The organism is Mycobacterium sp. TH-M116 (genome assembly GCF_057473685.1).
The window spans coordinates 1-17,243 of record NZ_JBYCLC010000048.1; the positions used below are offsets into that span (position 1 = coordinate 1).

Annotated in this window: 13 protein-coding genes and 1 pseudogene; 10 read left to right on the forward strand and 4 right to left on the reverse strand. The window is 69.0% G+C overall.

The features are described 5' to 3' along the window. The first annotated feature begins 36 nt into the window (after nucleotides 1-36). Entirely contained in the window at nucleotides 37-660 is a 624-nt protein-coding gene (gene upp, locus AC2VOK_RS02155; RefSeq protein WP_428899013.1) for a uracil phosphoribosyltransferase, read from the forward strand. Here the strand turns inward: upp and AC2VOK_RS02160 are convergent. The 3 genes from AC2VOK_RS02160 to AC2VOK_RS02170 all read right to left on the reverse strand — a co-directional run bounded on the left by AC2VOK_RS02160 (nucleotide 657) and on the right by AC2VOK_RS02170 (nucleotide 5,364). Beyond that, a complete protein-coding gene (locus tag AC2VOK_RS02160) occupies nucleotides 657-2,261 on the reverse strand; it encodes a phospho-sugar mutase (protein ID WP_428899014.1) in 1,605 nt (534 codons plus the stop codon). The two genes, upp and AC2VOK_RS02160, sit on opposite strands and share 4 nt — an antisense overlap. After that, entirely contained in the window at nucleotides 2,258-3,064 is an 807-nt protein-coding gene (locus tag AC2VOK_RS02165; RefSeq protein WP_428899015.1) for a purine-nucleoside phosphorylase, read from the reverse strand. Before AC2VOK_RS02165 ends, AC2VOK_RS02160 begins: the two co-directional genes overlap by 4 nt. Before the next feature lie 383 nt (nucleotides 3,065-3,447). Further along, nucleotides 3,448-5,364 carry a PPE family protein gene (locus tag AC2VOK_RS02170; RefSeq protein ID WP_428899016.1) on the reverse strand — a complete coding sequence of 639 codons (1,917 nt, stop codon included), beginning with the start codon at nucleotides 5,362-5,364 and terminating at the stop codon, nucleotides 3,448-3,450. Between the two features lie 228 nt (nucleotides 5,365-5,592). On the opposite strand from AC2VOK_RS02170, the gene AC2VOK_RS02175 reads away from it, so the two are divergent. The 6 genes from AC2VOK_RS02175 (at nucleotide 5,593) to AC2VOK_RS02200 (ending at nucleotide 11,997) form a co-directional block, all read left to right on the forward strand. Beyond that, nucleotides 5,593-6,279 carry a cutinase family protein gene (locus AC2VOK_RS02175; RefSeq protein ID WP_428899017.1) on the forward strand — a complete coding sequence of 229 codons (687 nt, stop codon included), beginning with the start codon at nucleotides 5,593-5,595 and terminating at the stop codon, nucleotides 6,277-6,279. Nucleotides 6,280-6,327: 48 nt separating this feature from the next. Beyond that, nucleotides 6,328-7,512, forward strand: coding sequence for a M20 family metallopeptidase (locus AC2VOK_RS02180; RefSeq protein ID WP_428899018.1), 1,185 nt, complete (start codon nucleotides 6,328-6,330; stop codon nucleotides 7,510-7,512). Further along, the gene (locus AC2VOK_RS02185) at nucleotides 7,509-8,684 is read left to right on the forward strand and encodes a M20 family metallopeptidase (RefSeq protein ID WP_428899019.1); all 1,176 of its coding nucleotides are present in this window, start codon (nucleotides 7,509-7,511) and stop codon (nucleotides 8,682-8,684) included. The genes AC2VOK_RS02180 and AC2VOK_RS02185 overlap by 4 nt, the downstream gene beginning before the upstream one ends. Nucleotides 8,685-9,508: 824 nt before the next feature. Beyond that, nucleotides 9,509-11,020 carry an MFS transporter gene (locus AC2VOK_RS02190; protein ID WP_428899020.1) on the forward strand — a complete coding sequence of 504 codons (1,512 nt, stop codon included), beginning with the start codon at nucleotides 9,509-9,511 and terminating at the stop codon, nucleotides 11,018-11,020. Between the two features lies 1 nt (nucleotide 11,021). Beyond that, a complete protein-coding gene (locus tag AC2VOK_RS02195) occupies nucleotides 11,022-11,639 on the forward strand; it encodes a sulfotransferase family protein (protein WP_428899021.1) in 618 nt (205 codons plus the stop codon). Next, the gene (locus AC2VOK_RS02200) at nucleotides 11,617-11,997 is read left to right on the forward strand and encodes a PE family protein (protein WP_343709381.1); all 381 of its coding nucleotides are present in this window, start codon (nucleotides 11,617-11,619) and stop codon (nucleotides 11,995-11,997) included. Before AC2VOK_RS02195 ends, AC2VOK_RS02200 begins: the two co-directional genes overlap by 23 nt. Before the next feature lie 71 nt (nucleotides 11,998-12,068). Here the strand turns inward: AC2VOK_RS02200 and AC2VOK_RS02205 are convergent, their stop codons facing one another. Continuing rightward, complete coding sequence (locus AC2VOK_RS02205) at nucleotides 12,069-12,548, reverse strand: gamma-glutamylcyclotransferase family protein (RefSeq protein WP_343709380.1); 480 nt, start codon at nucleotides 12,546-12,548, stop codon at nucleotides 12,069-12,071. Nucleotides 12,549-12,662: 114 nt separating this feature from the next. Here AC2VOK_RS02205 and AC2VOK_RS02210 point away from each other — a divergent pair. From AC2VOK_RS02210 to AC2VOK_RS02220, 3 genes and pseudogenes are all read left to right on the forward strand, one after another. Beyond that, nucleotides 12,663-14,155, forward strand: a pseudogene (locus AC2VOK_RS02210) (NAD(P)H-quinone dehydrogenase); the annotation flags it as partial. 18 nt (nucleotides 14,156-14,173) lie between these two features. Further along, complete coding sequence (locus tag AC2VOK_RS02215; RefSeq protein ID WP_428899022.1) at nucleotides 14,174-15,928, forward strand: glycerol-3-phosphate dehydrogenase/oxidase; 1,755 nt, start codon at nucleotides 14,174-14,176, stop codon at nucleotides 15,926-15,928. Nucleotides 15,929-15,968: 40 nt separating this feature from the next. Beyond that, nucleotides 15,969-16,826 carry a pseudouridine synthase gene (locus AC2VOK_RS02220; protein ID WP_343709379.1) on the forward strand — a complete coding sequence of 286 codons (858 nt, stop codon included), beginning with the start codon at nucleotides 15,969-15,971 and terminating at the stop codon, nucleotides 16,824-16,826. Nucleotides 16,827-17,243 lie beyond the last annotated feature (417 nt).

Here is a 17,243-nt window from a genome sequence, read left to right on the forward strand (position 1 = left end):
TCGTTATATCGACATCGTTATATAAGGTCAGAGGCCGTGGACATCCGCATCGTTGACCACCCGCTGGCTCTGGCCCGGCTGACCACGTTGCGTGACACGCGCACCGGCCATGCCGCATTCCGGGCCGCGCTGGGTGACTTGACGGTGATGCTGGTCTACGAGGCGACCCGCGACGCGCCCCGCCAGACCTTTCCGATCCACACCCCGCTGGCTGAAACCCTCGGGGTGCGACTGGCCGGCACGCCGCTGTTGGTGCCCGTGCTGCGTGCCGGGCTGGGCATGCTCGACCGGGCGCTGGCGCTGCTGCCGCAGGCCCAGGTCGGGTTCGTCGGCGTCGCACGCGACGAGGAAAACCACCGCGCGGCCGGGTATCTGGAGTCGCTGCCCGACGACCTGACCGGCCGGGCGGTGCTGGTTCTGGACCCGATGCTGGCCACGGGTGGGTCGGTGCGGCACACGATCGGCCTGCTGCACCACCGCGGTGCCACCGAGATCACCGTGTTGTGCGCGGTGGCTGCACCGGAGGGCGTTGCGGCACTGGAGAAGACGGCACCCGATGCGCGGCTGTTCACCGTGGCCGTCGACGACGGCCTCAACGAGAACGCGTTCATCGTGCCGGGTCTCGGCGACGCGGGCGACCGCCAGTACGGGCCCCGCTAGCCCCAGGTGCCGAACTGGTCGGCCAGTTCGTCGCGCAGCGCGCGGGCCCGCTTCCGGACCGCCGCCAACTCACCGCCGGCCGCGCAGCGAACCTCGATGTAGCACTTCAACTTCGGCTCGGTGCCCGACGGCCGCACCACGACGCGGGCCGACACCGCATCGTCGCCGCCGGTGAAGATCAGCGCGTCGGTGAGGTCGGTGACGGTCGTGGTGAACCCGGCCAGCCGGGCCGGCGGGTCTGTGCGCAACCGGTTCATGAGCCGGGCGGCCTCGTCGGTGCCGGCGACGCGGCGCGACACTGCCGCGACGTCATGCACCCCGTGCCGGCGGGCGAGCTCGTCGAGCAGGTCGGACACCGAGGCGCCGCGCGCCTCGAGCGCGGCCACCAGGTCGCACGCCAGAACGGCGGCGCTGATGCCGTCCTTGTCGCGAACCGCGTCGGGGTCGACGCAGTACCCGATCGCCTCCTCGTAGGCGTACACCAGGGCGCCGCCGGGGACCTGGGAGTCGGCGCGCGCCAGCCACTTGAAGCCGGTGGGGGTCTCGACGTGTGCCGCGCCGCGGTGCGCGGCGATCGCCGCCAGCATGCGCGAAGACACCAGCGAGCTGGCCACGACGGCGGTGCGCTGCTCCGCGGCCTGCGACAGCTTCCTCTCCTGGGAAAGAATGTAATCGCCTAGAAGCCAACCGGTTTCGTCGCCGGACAGCATCCGCCACCCCGAGGTGGTCGGGATGCCGACCGCGCACCGGTCGGCGTCGGGGTCCAGCGCGACCGCGACGTCGGCGCCGACGTCGGCGGCCAGTGCCAGCAGGGCGTCGGTGGCGCCGGGCTCCTCGGGGTTGGGGAACGCGACGGTGGGGAAATCGGGGTCCGGCGCGAACTGGGCGCCGACGGTGTGCACGCGGCCGAACCCGGCGCGACGCAGCGTCTCGACGGCTACCGCACCGCCCACGCCGTGCAGCGCGGTCAGCGCCACCCGCACCGAACCGGCGGCGCGGCGGACCCGGGCGGCCCGCTCGATGTAGCGCTCGACCAGGTCCGTGTGCGTGAATTCGACAGGGGTGCGCGCGATCTGGTCGGCCGGCGGGGCGCCGGCCATCGCGGACTCGATCTCGCGGTCGGTGGGGGACACGATCTGGATGCCGCCGTCGATGTAGACCTTGTAACCGTTGTCGGTCGCCGGGTTGTGGGAGGCCGTGATCTGTACCCCGGCGGCGGCGCCGGTGTCACGTACCGCAAACGCGACCACCGGCGTGGGTAACGGCCCGGGCAGAAGTATCACCGCAAACCCTTGGGCCGCAAAGACTTCAGCCGTCACCGTGGCGAACACGGCCGAACCGTGGCGGGCGTCGCGGCCGACCACCACCGCGCAACCGGCCCGGCCGGCGGCGGAGAGCACCCGCGCCACCGCCCAGCTGGCGCGCGAGACCACCGCGACGTTCATCGCGTCGGGCCCGCCGCGTACCGGTCCGCGCAGGCCCGCGGTGCCGAACACCAGCGGACGGGCGAACCGCGCCGCGAGTTCGGCGGGGCCGCAGGCGGCGAGCTCGGCGGCCGTGGCCGCGTCGGGATCGTGTGCGATCCACTCCTCGGGCGTCATACCCGGGCTATCACGCCGGCCAGCAGGGTGCCGATCCGGCGAGCCGAGGCGGCCCCGGCGGCGAGCACCTCGGCGTGGCTGAGCGCCCGGCCGCCGATCCCGGCGGCCAGGTTGGTCACCAGCGACACCCCCAGCACCTCGGCGCCGGCCGCGCGCGCCGCGATGGTCTCGTGCACCGTCGACATGCCCACCAGGTCGGCGCCCAGCGTGCGCAGCATCCGGATCTCGGCCGGCGTCTCGTAGTGGGGGCCGGGCAGGCAGGCGTACACCCCCTCGGTCAGCTCGGGATCGGCGTCGCGGGCGAGCCGGCGCAGCCGCGCCGCGTAGGCGTCGGTCAGGTCCACGAACTGCGGACCGGTCAGGGGGGACCGCGCGGTCAGGTTCAGGTGGTCGCTGATCAGCACCGGCCGGCCCACGGTCAGGTCGCCGCGCAGCCCGCCGGCCGCGTTGGTGAGCACCACGACGCGCGCGCCGGCCGCGCAGGCCGCCCGCACCGGGTGCACCACGTGGCGCAGGTCGTGGCCCTCGTAGGCGTGCACCCGACCGACCAGCACCAGCACCCGGTGCCCGCCGATCGGCATCGACAGCAGCTCACCGCTGTGCCCGGCGGCACTCGGCGGGGTGAACCCGGGCACCTCGGCCTGGGGGAGCCTGGCGGTGGCCGAACCCAGGGCCGCGACCGCCGAGGACCAGCCGGAGCCGAGGACGACGGCGACGTCGTGCCGCGGCACCCCGGTGCGCTCGGCGATGAAATGCCCCGCCCGAACGGCGAGGTCGTCGGCGTCGGTCGCGGCGTCGCTCACACTGGGCGAGCCTAGCCTGGCTGGGGCGCCTCGCCCGGCGATCGCGCCGTGACCTCGTCGAGGTAGCCGTGACCTCGTCGATGTAGTAGTGCCGCAGCGCATTGTCGCGTTCCAGCGCCGAGCGGCACGTCAGCGCGTCACCCTGCGTGGTGAACGGCCCCGCCATAACAAAACACACGTCGTCCCAGAAGAAGCCGTCGAGCACATACCAACCGGGTGCCAGGCCGGCGGTGTGCCGCTCGATCATCGCCAGGTGGTGTCTCATCGAGCGCTCCGCCCCGGCCCCGTTTCCTGCCGCGCTGTTCTCCGGTGTTTTATGCGCGGTCGGAGTGAGAACGGGCGCCGAGCAGCGGCGGCTGGCTACGGAGTCTGAAGGCGGGGCGTCACAGCCCGAACAGGCCCGACTGCCCGTCCCCCGGGTTGAACCAGCCCGAGCTCGAGGCGCCCAGGTTCGCGAAGCCCGAACTGAGCCCGCTGCCGATATCGAAGAAGCCGGTGTTGCCGCCCGCCTCCCCGCCGCCCGCGTTTCCGACGCCGACGTTGTCGGTCCCGGTGTTGAAGAAGCCAGTGTCGCCCCCTAACGATCCGTAGTTGAAGAAGCCGGTGTTCTCTCCTTGGGCGCTGGTGTTGAAGAACCCGGTGTTCCACGTGTCCTGGCCCGGGAGGTCTGCCGAGTTGAAGAAGCCGGAGTTGAGGTTGCCGCCGGTGTTGAAGAAGCCCGACGTGCCGGTGCCGGTGTTGCCGAAGCCCGAGCTGGCCACCGATTGGGTGGCCGAACTGCCCACGCCCGTGTTCACACTGCCCGCGTCGAACAATCCCGTGTTGGTGTTGCCCGAGTTCGCGATCCCGGTGTTGAAGTTGCCCGCGTTGTCGAAGCCGGTGTTCCAGAAGCCCGGGTTGAAGCTGCCCGTGTTACTGTCCCCCGAGTTGAAGCTGCCCGTGTTCCCATAGCCCGCGTTCGCCACGCCCATGTCGTTGAAGCCCCCGTTGCCGAAGCCGACATTTATGCCGTTGCCCGCGAGTGCGTCGTAGCCCGCGTTGCCGATGCCGGTGTCGCCGCCGCCGGAGTTGCCGAGGCCGGTGGCGATCTGGCCCGAGTTGAACATCCCGGTGTCGGTGAGCCCGGAGTTGCCGATGCCGAAGCTGTTGTTGCCGGAGTTGAAGAATCCGATGTCGTTGTTGCCGGAGTTGCCGAAGCCGATGTCGTTGCTGCCGGAGTTCAAGCCGCCGAAACCGATCTGGTTGTTGCCGGTAAGTCCGAAACCGATGTCGCCGGTGCCGCTGTTGCCGAAGCCGATGTTGCCGGCGCCGGTGTTCCCGAAGCCCCAGTTGTTGTTGCCGAGGTTGCCGAAGCCGATATTGCCGAATCCCGCATCGCCGCCGGCCCCGCTGTTGCCGAAGCCGATGTTGCCGCCGCCGACGTTGCCGATGCCGATGTTGTTGACGCCGAGGTTGCCCAGACCGATGTTGCCGATCCCCGCCGTGGCATCGAGGCCGGCGTTGCCGAAGCCGATGTTGTAGTTGCCGATGTTGCCGCCGCCGATGTTGAAATTCGACGTGACCCCGTAATACGAGCTCCCGTTGCCGAAGCCCAGGTTGGTGCTGCCGAAGTTCCCGGCACCGAGGTTGTGGATGCCGATGTTGGCGCTGCCGAGGTTCTGGGAGCCGATATTGGCGTTGCCCAGGTTCAGGTTGCCGGTGTTGCCGTTGCCCAGGTTCAGGCCGCCGAGGTTGCCGACGCCCAGGTTGACGTTGGGCAGGCTCAGCTGCGCCGTCGTGCCCTGCAGCGCGGTCTGCACCGAGAACAACTGCGTGGCCGCGGCCGACGCGCCGGCGTGATAGCCGGTCATGGCGGCCACGTCCTGGGCCCAGAGCTGTTCGTAGTGGGCCTCCACGGCGGCGATCGCCGGGGCGTTCTGGCCGAACAAGTTCGAGGTCACCAGCGAGATCAGCTGGCCGCGGTTGGCCGCGACCACGCCTGGGTGCACGGTCGCGGCGAATGCCGCCTCGAACGCCGATGCCGTCGCCCGGGCCTGGTGACCCGCCGACTGTGCGTGCGCGCCGGCGGCGCTGAGAAAGCCCGCGTACGGGGTGGCCGCGGCTGCCATGGCCGTGGCGGCGGGCCCCTGCCAGGCCTCACCTGTGAGCCCCGAGGTCACCGCCGAAAACGACGAGGCCGCGGCCTGTAATTCGTCGGCCAGCCCATCCCACGCCGACGCGGCTTCCAGCATCGGGCCCGGCCCGGCGCCGCTGTAGAGCAATGCCGAATTGATCTCCGGGGGCCACACCAAGAAACTCATCACTCACGGTCCCTTCTCGGCGGACCCGTGGTGGTGGCCGACCGCCGTCGTCGCCCCCGCGCCAACGTGGCTCAGGAAGAAGCCAGCGTGACTCTAACGTTCGAGCGCGCGCAACGTCATTAGCCATACCAACTATCAATGGAAAATTCTTCCAGCCAGAAACCGCGGACCATGCGATCGGGTGCGGGGCCGCGGTGGCGAACTCCGGCGTGTGTCAAGATCGCCCGCATGGGTTTTCGTAGCCGGCTCATTATCGGTTCGGGCGTCGGTTTGGGCGTCGGTTTGGGCGTCGTCGTGGTGGTTGCGGGCGCGGCGCTCACGGGTCCCGCGCCGTCCGCCCGGGCCGACGGGTGCGCCGATGTCCAGTTGATCTTCGCCCGCGGCACCGCCGAACCGCCCGGCCTGGGGGCCGAAGGAGAAGCGCTGCTGGCCGCGCTGCGGCCCGCGCTGGGCTCGCGCAGTGTTGACAGCTATGCGGTGAACTACCCGGCCAGCTACAACTTCCTGACCACCGCCGACGGCGCCAACGACGCCCGCGACCACATCGCCGAGATGACCGAGCGGTGCCCGTCGACGAAGCTGGCGCTCGGCGGCTTCTCGCAGGGGGCGTCCGTGGTCTCGATGCTGGCGGGGGTGCCGCCCGTCGGACCGACCATCGGCAACGTGGGATCGGCCCCCGCGCTGGATCCTGATCTGGCGGCCAAGGTGCGGGCGGTCGCGGTGTTCGGCAATCCCGGCAACCGCTTCGACACGCCACTCTCGACCACAGGTGAGTTCGCCGGCCGCACCATCGACCTGTGCAGCGCCGGTGATCCCGTGTGCGTCGTCGGTGGTCGCGACCGGGATGCGCACCACGACTACGCGGCGCCGCCCTACCCCGGCGAGGCAGCGACATTCATCGCCGGACTGGTCTAGGCGTCATCGTGCGGCAGGGCCCGAATGCGGCGGTGAGATACTGCGAGAATGCCCACCGCCACCGCACCGGACACTGTCGAGGACATCGTGCGGCGCCGTGGCGCCGATCTCGTCGAGCTGTCCCACGCCATCCACGCCGAGCCCGAGCTCGCCTTCGCCGAATATCGCAGCTGCGCCAAGGTTCAGGCGCTGGTCGCCGAGCGCGGGTTCGAGATCACCGCACCCGCCGGTGGTTTGGACACCGCGTTTCGCGCCGACTTCGGCAGCGGCCCGCTGGTGGTCGGCGTCTGCGCGGAATACGACGCGCTGCCCGAGATCGGGCACGCCTGCGGCCACAACATCATCGCGGCATGCGCGGTGGGAACCGCCTTGGCGCTGGCCGAGGTGGCCGACGAGCTCGGTTTGACGGTGGCGCTGCTGGGAACACCGGCCGAGGAGGCCGGCGGCGGCAAGGTGTTGCTGCTGGAGGCGGGGATCTTCGACGATGTCGCGGTGGCGGTGATGGCGCATCCCGGGCCGTCCGACATCGCCGCAGCCCGGTCGCTGGCGCTGTCGGAGGCGATCGTGCGCTACCGCGGCAAGGAGTCACATGCGGCGGTCGCCCCCTATCTGGGAGTCAACGCCGCCGACGCGGTGACCGTCGCGCAGGTGGCGATCGGGGTGCTGCGCCAGCAACTCGCCCCGGACCAGCTGGTGCACGGGATCGTCACCGACGGCGGCCAGGCGGTCAACGTCATCCCCGGCCGTGCCGCGATCCAGTACGCGATGCGGGCGGCCGAGTCGGAGTCGCTGCGAGCGCTGGAGGGCAGGATATTTGCATGCTTTGCCGCCGGCGCCCTGGCCGCCGGCTGCGAACACGAAATCGACCGGCCCGCACCGCCCTACGCCGAACTCAAACCCGACCCCTGGCTGGCCGCAGTGTGCCGTGCGGAGATGCGCCGGCTCGGGCGCGAGCCGGTGGCCCCCGAGGTGGAGGCGGCGCTGCCGATGGGCAGCACCGACATGGGCAACGTGACGCAGGTGCTGCCGGGGATCCATCCGGTGATCGGCGTCGACGCCGGCGGTGCCACCGTGCACCAGCGCGCTTTCGCCGCGGCCGCGGCCGGGCCCAGCGGCGACCGTGCTGTCGTCGAGGCCGCGATCATGTTGGCGCGCAGCGTGGTCCGCCTGGCCGAAAGTCCCGCAGAACGCGACCGGGTGCTGGCGGCCCGAGAACGGCGGGCCCACTCATGACGAGCCTGGGCGACGTCGCCGCCTCATGGCTGGCCGGACGCACCGACGACCTGGTCGACTGGCGTCGACACATCCACCGCCATCCGGAGCTGGGGCGTCAGGAGTACGCCACTACGCAGTTCGTCGCCGAACGGCTGGCCGAGGCGGGACTGAATCCGAAGGTGCTGCCCGGCGGCACCGGCCTGACGTGCGACATCGGCCCCGAGCACGAGCCGCGGATCGCGTTGCGGGCTGACATGGACGCGTTGCCCATGGCCGAGCGGACCAACGCGCCGTACGCCTCGCGAATGCCCAACGCCGCGCACGCCTGCGGCCACGACGCGCACACCGCGATCCTGCTGGGCGCCGCGCAGGCGCTGGCGTCGGCGCCCGAGCTGCCGGTGGGCGTGCGGTTCATCTTCCAGGCGGCCGAGGAGTTGATGCCCGGCGGCGCCATCGACGCCATCGCGGCCGGGGTGCTGGCCGGCGTGACCCGGATTTTCGCCCTGCACTGTGACCCGCACCTGGTGGTCGGGAAGGTGGCGGTGCGGCAGGGTCCCATCACCTCGGCGGCCGACTCCATCGAGATCACGCTGCATTCGCCGGGCGGGCACACGTCGCGTCCGCACCTGACCGCGGACCTGGTCTACGGGCTGGGCACCCTGATCACCGGCCTGCCCGGGGTGCTGTCGCGTCGCATCGACCCGCGAAACGGCACGGTGCTGGTGTGGGGTGCGGTCAACGCGGGCGTGGCCGCCAACGCCATTCCCCAGTCGGGGGTGCTGTTGGGTACCGTCCGAACGGCCAGCCGGCAGACGTGGGTGTCCCTCGAGGGGATCATCCGCGAGGCGACCACCGCGCTGCTGTCGCCGCTGGGGATCGAGCACACCATGCGATACCGCCGCGGGGTGCCGCCGGTGGTCAACGAGGAGGTCGCGACGCACATCCTCACGCATGCGATCGAGGCCATCGGCCCCGACGTGCTGGCCGACACCCGGCAGTCCGGTGGGGGTGAGGACTTCTCCTGGTACCTGGAGGAGATCTCCGGCGCGATGGCGCGACTGGGCGTGTGGTCGGGCGAGGGTGCGCAACTGGACTTGCACCAACCGAACTTCGACCTCGACGAGCGGGCTCTGGCGATCGGGGTGCGCCTGATGGTCAACATCGTCGAGCAGTCCGCGTCGTACGAATAGCCGCGTGCGTACGCGCCTGCCCGACCACGCGTTGACGGCCAACTCAGCTGGATACTGTTGGGCTGCGCCGCATCTGGCATGGCAGCTGCGGCCGCGGTGAACCGGCCACCGCGGTGCGACTGCGCCGGCCGGACCTGGCGGCCCGGTTCGGCCCGGTTCGGCCCGACAAAGCCTGATCCATGAGCCGCCGCGCGCTCGGGTCTGTCGCCCGGGTCGGACCTGGACCCGTCGATGCACAGGAAGCTGAAAGCTTCCTGTGCATCGACGTCTGGGCTTGTCGTAACTCGCAGCGTGTAGCTAGTGTCAAGGTATTGGTTCAGTGAGTTTTTAACGATGTGTCCTCCGATCTCGGTCGGCACATATTGGCGGTGGGGCTCGCCACAACCGCGCGTCGTTTGTCGACGGCCAACGGTCCCTTCGGAGCAGTTCAGTGATCGGCTGTGCAATGGTGCCGCCGAAAACGACACGAAGGGATTCTGAAGTGGCTGTGGATATTCACTAATCAAGCAAGAAGACCGGCCTGCGCCTGTGTGCTCTGCGGCACCTTTGCGGTTGCGTGCCTCGCCTCGCCTCGTCTCGCCCCGCAATGCATCCACCGGGTCGACCGCCGGCACAAGTCGTCAAAATATCTCCTGTCCTGGCAGGGATCTGACGTTGGCCCATCGACGGCTAACCGCCAATCCCGCGACCCTGTGCCAGAACCGGCACACGTGGGCCCAAAGCCTCTAGCGCAACTGTGAGTTCGCGGTCCGGTGGTAGAGACGACCGGCAGGTCGTCGAGCGTCCAATACGACGAGCGTGGAATACGAAAGGTGGCTTTCTGCATGGCACGTTCGCGCATCACCGATTGGAATCCAGAAGACGTTGCCGCCTGGGAGGCCGGGAACCACGCCATCGCGCGTCGTAACCTGTTCTGGCTGGTCGTGAATGTGCATGTCGCATTTTCGGTTTGGTATCTGTGGTCGGTGATGGTGCTTTTCATGCCGGAGCCTGTCTATGGGTTTTCGACGAAGGACAAGCTACTGATAGATGCGGTCGCGTCGCTGGTCGGTGCGCTCGTCCGCATCCCTTATGCACTGGCCGCCAACTGGTTTGGTGGCAGGACATGGACGACAATCTCGTCTTTGGTGCTGCTGATACCGAGTGCGGGCGCCATCGTCTTGCTGGCGCATCCCGGTCTGCCGCTTTGGCCGTACTTGGTGTGTGCGGCCTTGACGGGACTGGGTGGCGGCAACTACTCCTCAGCGCTGGCCAAGGCAGACGGTTTGTATCCTCAGCGACGCAAGGGTTTTGCCCTGGGGCTCGCCGGCGGGATGGCCAACCTCGGCTCTGCGACGATCCAAATGGTCGGCCTGCTCGTTCTGGCCACCGCAGGGCACGAGGCGCCGTACTGGGTGTGCGCCATATATCTGACACTGCTGGCCATCGGCGGGGTGGGCGCCGCTCTGCGGATGGATGACGTGGTGGCACATCGCGCCGGTCTGTCGTTTGGCAACTTGCGGGCAATACTCTCCGTGCCCGATACATGGATGCTCACGTTTCTCTATCTGTGCGCTTCGGGCTCGTTCCTGGGCTTCGCCTTCGCTTTCGGCCAGGTTCTTCAGCACAACTTCGTCGCCAGTGGGCAAAGTGAGGGACACGCATCGCTGCACGCCGCCGAGATCGCGTTCATCGGCCCCCTGCTGGGGTCGCTGGCGCGGATACTCGGCGGGAGGTTGAGCGATCGTTTCGGCGGTGGCCGCGTCGTGCTGAGCGTCTTCCTGGGTGCGATCGTGGCGGGGGGCATGCTGGTCGCCATCAGCACCCATGACGACCTCACCCGGGGGGACGGCGCTCCGGTCACCGGCTTTACGCTGGCGGGCTACGTAGTTGGCTTCGTCGCATTGTTCATTTTCTGCGGGGCTGGGAAAAGTCCTGTGTACAAGCTGATTCCGACTGTTTTCGAGGAACGCAGCCACGGGTTGGGATTGCCCGAGGACCAACGTCGGGACTGGGCTCGTGTGAGGTCGTCGTCTCTGATCGGATTCGCCGGCGCGTTTGGCGCGCTCGGCGGTGTGGGCATCAGCATGGCATTGCGGCAGTCGTATGCCGTGGGAGGAACTGAGACTCCGGCGTTCTGGATATTTTTCGGCTGCTACATCGCCGCGGCGATCCTGGCTTGGGGACGTTACGTGAGGCCGCGCGCTGCCCGAGAGCGGCGATCGTCGGCCGCTGAGGAAGTTGGCAGACATCGAGCTGAGCCGCAGAGCTCTGGCGGTCCATCGGTTGTGACCGACCCCGACGACGACCGCCCGGCGGCTGGGGCCTTTCGTATGGCGTCCAGGAAGGAACTCTGAGGTGCATACGAACATCACCTGGCACGGTCACACCGTGTCCCGGCCTGATCGGGCGAAGCTCTACGACAGCCGCGTACGTGGCTATTTGCTCGACGGCGGCGGCAAGGACGCCGACACCCTGGCCGAAGGAGCCATTGCTCACCTCGACAAGCCCAACGTTCCTCTGGTGCATGACAACAACCTCAAAGAGGATCTTCCGGACCAGATCTCGTGCAGCGCGAAGTTTCTGTCCGTCGACCCTGCGTCGCTGCACACGGATGAGATCGCCGAGCACTGCTCGTTCGAATACAGCTCGTTCGAAGGCAGCTCGTTCGAATGTATCTCGTTCGAATACACGAGTGGCAGGGCGGAGAAGATGGCCCCATTCGGCGGTGAGCACATGTCAAGTGCCAAGGCGTTCTTCGGCAAAGGGCCCGAGCGGGATTTCCGCACCGAGCTCGCCGACGGGCAGATCCGACGTGTCGAGCGCAAAGCGCTCGACTCGCTCGGCGACGCATGTGCCCAGCGGTCGGGGACCGGCGCGGGCCAGAACCCTCCCCGAAAGATTGAATCCACCCTTGCGGGAACAGTATCGGTCGCTCAGACAAGGAGTGCGCGTGTCATCAGCACCGGATGGTGAAAAGTTGTCGGGTGCCGCGCACGAGAGCGCGCCTGATTCGCTCGAAAGCCCAGAGCGCAACGACGGGGCCACCCCGGGGAAGGGGCCTTCGCTGGACGAACTGATGTCGGGGCTGACTGCGCTACAGCTGGGCCGCTACGGGCAGGTGATTGGCGCAGCCAGCGCGCCGACCCACATCAATCCTGTTGCCGCAGATGTGATCTCGATCCGGACCGCAGCGTGTTTCGGAGCGCACGCGCAGGTGTTCGAAGCGGTGAGCAGGCAATTCGCGGCAGAGCATCAGGCCTTGCTGGAGCGCTTGGCCAGTCTCGGAGATGTCGCCGAGGAAGCCAACCCGGGGGCGCCCGCGGGCGCATGAGTCCTCTGGTAACGATGCACTCGACGGAGATCGCGGTCTGATCTCGATTGGCGGCTGCCCCGGACGTCTTCCTACGAGCTGGTGCCCGGGCCGATGCTGCGGGCCGGTCGGGTGCGCAGCTCGTGAACGTAATCTGCCGGAGCTCCCGCGATTTCGGCGGCGTCGGCCATGACACCCAGATACCGCGCCGACGGCAGGCCGCCCTCCCAGGCGTCGAGGACGTAGAGCCATGCCAGCACGGGGTCGGTGTCGGTGTCCGACGAGATGCGCTCCACGCGGCACCGGATTTTCTTGTGGACGCCGAACTCGGAGCCTTCCCACCGGTCGAGGTTTGTCTCGTCCGCCGGTGTCATGTCGTAGAGCACGACGAACACGCGTGAGCCCGGATCCTGGACAACCGTGGCCAGCGCCCCCTCCCAGCCGATGTCCTCGCCGCCGAAGGTCAACCGCCACCCGGACAGCCACCCCGTTCCAGCCATCGGCGAGTGCGGTGCGCGCTCCAGCATCTGGTCAGGATCCATGTTCGACCCGTAAGCGGCGTAGAGCGGCACGGGGAAAGTTTAACGGCGTCGGTTGGCGCGCTGTTCACCCGCGGGACCTTCTCGGTTCCTGAGCGTGTCGGGTGGCGGCGCGTACAAGAGCCGCGACCCGGCTAGGTTAGGGCTGTGGTGACCCGCATCGTGATCCTCGGTGGAGGCCCGGCCGGTTACGAAGCCGCGCTGGTCGCCGCCACCTCGCACCCCGAGACCGCCGACGTCACCGTGATCGACGCCGACGGCGTGGGGGGCGCGGCCGTCCTGGACGACTGCGTGCCGTCCAAGACGTTCATCGCGTCCACCGGGCTGCGCACCGAGCTGCGCCGGGCGCCGCATCTGGGCTTCGACATCGACATCGACGACGCCAAGATCTCGCTGACGCAGATCCATGCCCGAGTGAAGGACCTGGCCGCGGCTCAATCGGCCGACATCACGGGCCAGCTGCTGGGCGTGGGGGTCCGCGTCGTCACCGGTCACGGCGAGCTGATCGACCCCACCCCCGGGCTGGCCTGCCACCGCGTCAGGGCGACCCATTCCGATCCGGGGTCCGACGGCACCCTCACCACTGAGTACGAAGCCGATGTCGTGCTGATCGCGACCGGCGCCAGACCGCGGATCCTGCCGTCGGCCCAGCCCGACGGCGAACGCATCCTGACCTGGCGCCAGCTCTACGACCTCAAGGCGCTGCCCGGGCACCTCGTCGTCGTGGGCTCTGGGGTTACCGGCGCGGAGTTCGCCAACGCCTACACCGAGTTGGGCGTGCCGGTGACGGTGGTGGCCAGTCAGGACCGCGTGCTGCCCTACGAGGACGCCGACGCCGCACTCGTCCTCGAGGACGTGTTCGCCGAACGGGGCGTGCAGCTGATCAAGAATGCCCGGGCCGAATCGGTCACCCGGACCGCAACCGGAGTGCTGGTCACTCTCAAGGACGGACGCACCGTCGAGGGCAGCCACGCGCTGATGACCATCGGGTCGGTCCCCAACACCGGCAGCCTCGGCCTGGAACGGGTCGGCATCGAGCTGGGGCGCGGGAACTACCTGCCCGTCGACCGGGTGTCGCGAACGTCGGTTCCGGGCATCTATGCCGCCGGTGACTGCACCGGCCTGTTGCCGCTGGCTTCCGTCGCGGCCATGCAGGGTCGGATCGCGATGTATCACGCGCTCGGCGAGGGTGTCACCCCGATCCGGCTGCGCACGGTGGCGGCGACCATATTCACCCGGCCCGAGATCGCCGCAGTCGGCGTGCCGCAGCGGATGATCGACGACGGCTCGGTAACCGCCCGCACCATCATGCTGCCGTTGCACACCAACGCCCGGGCGAAGATGTCGGGGCTGCAGAAGGGTTTCGTCAAGGTCTTCTGCCGGCGCTCCACCGGCGTGGTGATCGGCGGGGTCGTGGTGGCGCCGATCGCCTCCGAGCTGATCCTGCCGATAGCCGTGGCGGTGACCAACCGCGTCACGGTCAACGAGTTTGCGCAGACGCTTGCCGTGTACCCGTCGCTGTCCGGTTCGATCACCGAGGCCGCCCGCCGGCTGATGGCCCACGACGACTTGGACTAGAAGTCCGACTCAGGTGAGTCCCACCAACTAGCCTTGGTCGAGGACACCTACCGACGAGTAACCGATTGGAGCCTGCAGGCGTGAGTGATCCTTACGGCGTGCCCAGCCGGCGCAGCTCGTCGGCGTCCGAGCTGGGACCGCGGCAGCGCGAAATCGCCTGGAAGCGGCTCGGCGGCGAGCAGTTCGACGTCGTGGTCATCGGCGGCGGCGTGGTGGGCTCCGGATGCGCGCTGGACGCCGCCACGCGCGGGCTCAAGGTCGCGCAGGTGGAGGCACGCGATTTCGCGTCCGGCACGTCGAGCCGCTCGTCGAAGATGTTCCACGGCGGGTTGCGCTACCTCGAGCAGCTCGAGTTCGGGCTGGTGCGCGAGGCGCTCTACGAGCGCGAGTTGTCGCTGACCACGTTGGCGCCACATCTGGTGAAGCCGATGCCCTTTTTGTTCCCGCTCACCAACCGGGTGTGGGAACGTCCGTACATCGCCGCGGGCATCTTTCTCTATGACCGGATGGGTGGCGCGAAATCGGTTCCCGCGCAGAAGCACCTGACCCGCGCCGGCGCCCTGCGGTTGAGTCCCGGCCTCAAGCGCAGCTCGCTGATCGGTGGCATCCGCTACTACGACACCGTCGTCGACGACGCCCGGCACACCATGACGGTGGCCCGCACCGCCGCGCACTACGGGGCGGTCGTGCGCTGTTCCACCCAGGCGGTCGCACTGCTGCGGGAGGGCGACCGGGTGACCGGCGTGCGGGTCCGCGACACCGAGAACGGCCAGATCACCGAGGTCTGCGGCCACGTCGTCGTCAACGCCACCGGGGTGTGGACCGACGAGATCCAGGGGCTGTCCAAGCAGCGGGGACGGTTCCAGGTGCGTGCGTCCAAGGGCGTGCACATCGTCGTGCCGCGCGATCGGATCGTCAGCGACGTGGCGATCATCCTGCGCACCGAAAAGTCGGTGATGTTCGTCATCCCCTGGGGCAGCCACTGGATCATCGGAACCACCGACACCGACTGGGACCTCGACCTCGCGCACCCGGCCGCCACCAAGGCCGACATCGACTACATCCTCAGCACCGTCAACACCGTGCTGGCCACCCCGCTGACGCACGCCGACATCGACGGGGTCTACGCCGGGCTGCGGCCGCTGCTCGCCGGCGAAAGCGAGGAGACCTCCAAGCTGTCGCGCGAGCACGCCGTGGCGGTGCCCGCGCCCGGCCTGGTGGCCATCGCCGGCGGCAAGTACACCACTTACCGGGTGATGGCGGCCGACGCGATCGACGCCGCGGTGCAGTTCGTGCCGGCCCGGGTGGCACCGTCGATCACCGAGAAGGTGAGACTGCTGGGCGCTGACGGCTACTTTGCGCTGATCAACCAGGCCGAACGCGTCGGCGCGCTGCGCGGCCTGCACCCGTACCGGGTGCGCCACCTGCTGGACCGCTACGGCTCGCTGATCGGTGACGTCCTGGATCTGGCCGCCGACGACCCCGGCCTGCTCGACCCGATCAAGGAGGCGGCGGGCTACCTGAAGGTGGAGGCCCGCTACGCCGTCACCGCCGAAGGCGCGCTGCACCTGGAGGACATCCTGGCACGCCGGATGCGGATCTCCATCGAATACGCGCACCGGGGCGTCGACTGCGCCCGCGAAGTGGCCGACGCGGTCGCGCCGGTGCTGGGGTGGAGTACCGAGGACGTCGAGCGCGAGGTCGCCAACTACGCCGCGCGAGTGCAGGCCGAGGTCCTGTCGCAGGCCCAGCCCGACGACGTCTCGGCGGACGAGCTGCGGGCCAGCGCACCGGAGGCCCGCGTCGAGATCCTCGAGCCGGTTCCCCTGACGTGAGGCCCGCGTGAGGCCGGCGTGAGGCCGGCGTGAGGTCCGCGTGAGGCCGGCGCCGCTTCCGGTTCGCGACGGGCTGGGGCCGGCCCGGGTGCGGTTGCGCGGTGGCCCGGTGCTGGCCGAGCTCACCGAGCGCTTCGGCGAGCAGGCCCGCGCGAAGGTACTGTCCGGCGAGGTTGTCGACCCCGATGGCGTGGCGGTCGACGGGGCCACCGTGCTGCCCGCCGGCTCCGCGGTGTATCTCTACCGCGAGCTGCCCGACGAGGTGCCGGTGCCCTTTGAGGTCCCGGTGCTGTACTCCGATGCCGACATCGTCGTCGTCGACAAGCCGCATTTTCTGGCCACCATGCCGCGCGGGCGGCACGTTGCGCAGACCGCGCTGGTACGGCTGCGCCGCGATCTGGGTTTGCCGGAGCTCAGCCCCGCCCACCGGCTGGATCGGTTGACCGCCGGGGTTTTGCTGTTCACCGCCCGGCGTGAGTCGCGCGGGGCGTATCAGTCGCTGTTCGCGCGCGGCCTGGTGCGCAAGACCTACCTGGCGCGCGCGGCCGTCGATCCGGCGCTGGAGCTGCCGCGCGTCGTGCGCAGCCGGATCGTCAAGCGGCGCGGGCGGCTGCAGGCGTTCTGCGAGCCCGGCGTCCCCAACGCCGAGACGCTGGTGGAGCTGGTGGCCGACGGCCTCTACCGGCTCACACCGCGCACCGGCCGGACCCACCAGCTGCGGGTGCACATGGCGTCGCTGGGGATTCCGATCCTGGGAGATCCGTTGTATCCCCGCATCGTCGACGTGGCTCCCGACGACTTCAGCGTGCCCCTGCGGTTGCTGGCCCGCCGGATCGAGTTCGACGATCCGCTGACCGGGGCGCGACGCGATTTCGTCAGCCCCCGATCGGCACCCTGAGTTTGATTGCGGTGATTCACAGCCCGGCCGCGACGGCTGTTGGATGTCGGATCCCCGTGGCACTATCGAATCTGCGTTCGAGAACAGCGCGGGGATGCGCCCGGCCGAGTCGGCGGGGTTCGTGGAGCGGATTTGTGCGGCCACACGAGGTCATCGTCGACCTCGGTCGATGTGAAATCGACCACACCATTCCCCACGCACGAGGTAGGAACACCTACTTGGCCAAGGTGAGGTGTCTCTCTCGTTTCGACGGCGGCTGATCAGCAAAATGGCTCGTGAAAGCTACTGATGAAGCAAGGGGTGTCGTTTGGGACATGTGGGGTGACCCGGATTGGTGGGCTTGCTGGCGACTCCACGGACGAAGGCCCCCGATGGACAAGCTCCGACAGAACACGAGTCGGAGACCGCACGTTTCGC

Excerpts from the sequence above, each read along its gene's own strand:
- AC2VOK_RS02170 (WP_428899016.1), bottom strand. The coding sequence starts at position 5,364 with ATGAGTTTCTTGGTGTGGCCCCCGGAGATCAATTCGGCATTGCTCTAC.
- AC2VOK_RS02175 (WP_428899017.1), top strand. The coding sequence starts at position 5,593 with ATGGGTTTTCGTAGCCGGCTCATTATCGGTTCGGGCGTCGGTTTGGGC.
- AC2VOK_RS02185 (WP_428899019.1), top strand. The coding sequence starts at position 7,509 with ATGACGAGCCTGGGCGACGTCGCCGCCTCATGGCTGGCCGGACGCACC.
- AC2VOK_RS02180 (WP_428899018.1), top strand. The coding sequence starts at position 6,328 with ATGCCCACCGCCACCGCACCGGACACTGTCGAGGACATCGTGCGGCGC.
- AC2VOK_RS02160 (WP_428899014.1), bottom strand. The coding sequence starts at position 2,261 with ATGACGCCCGAGGAGTGGATCGCACACGATCCCGACGCGGCCACGGCC.
- AC2VOK_RS02190 (WP_428899020.1), top strand. The coding sequence starts at position 9,509 with ATGGCACGTTCGCGCATCACCGATTGGAATCCAGAAGACGTTGCCGCC.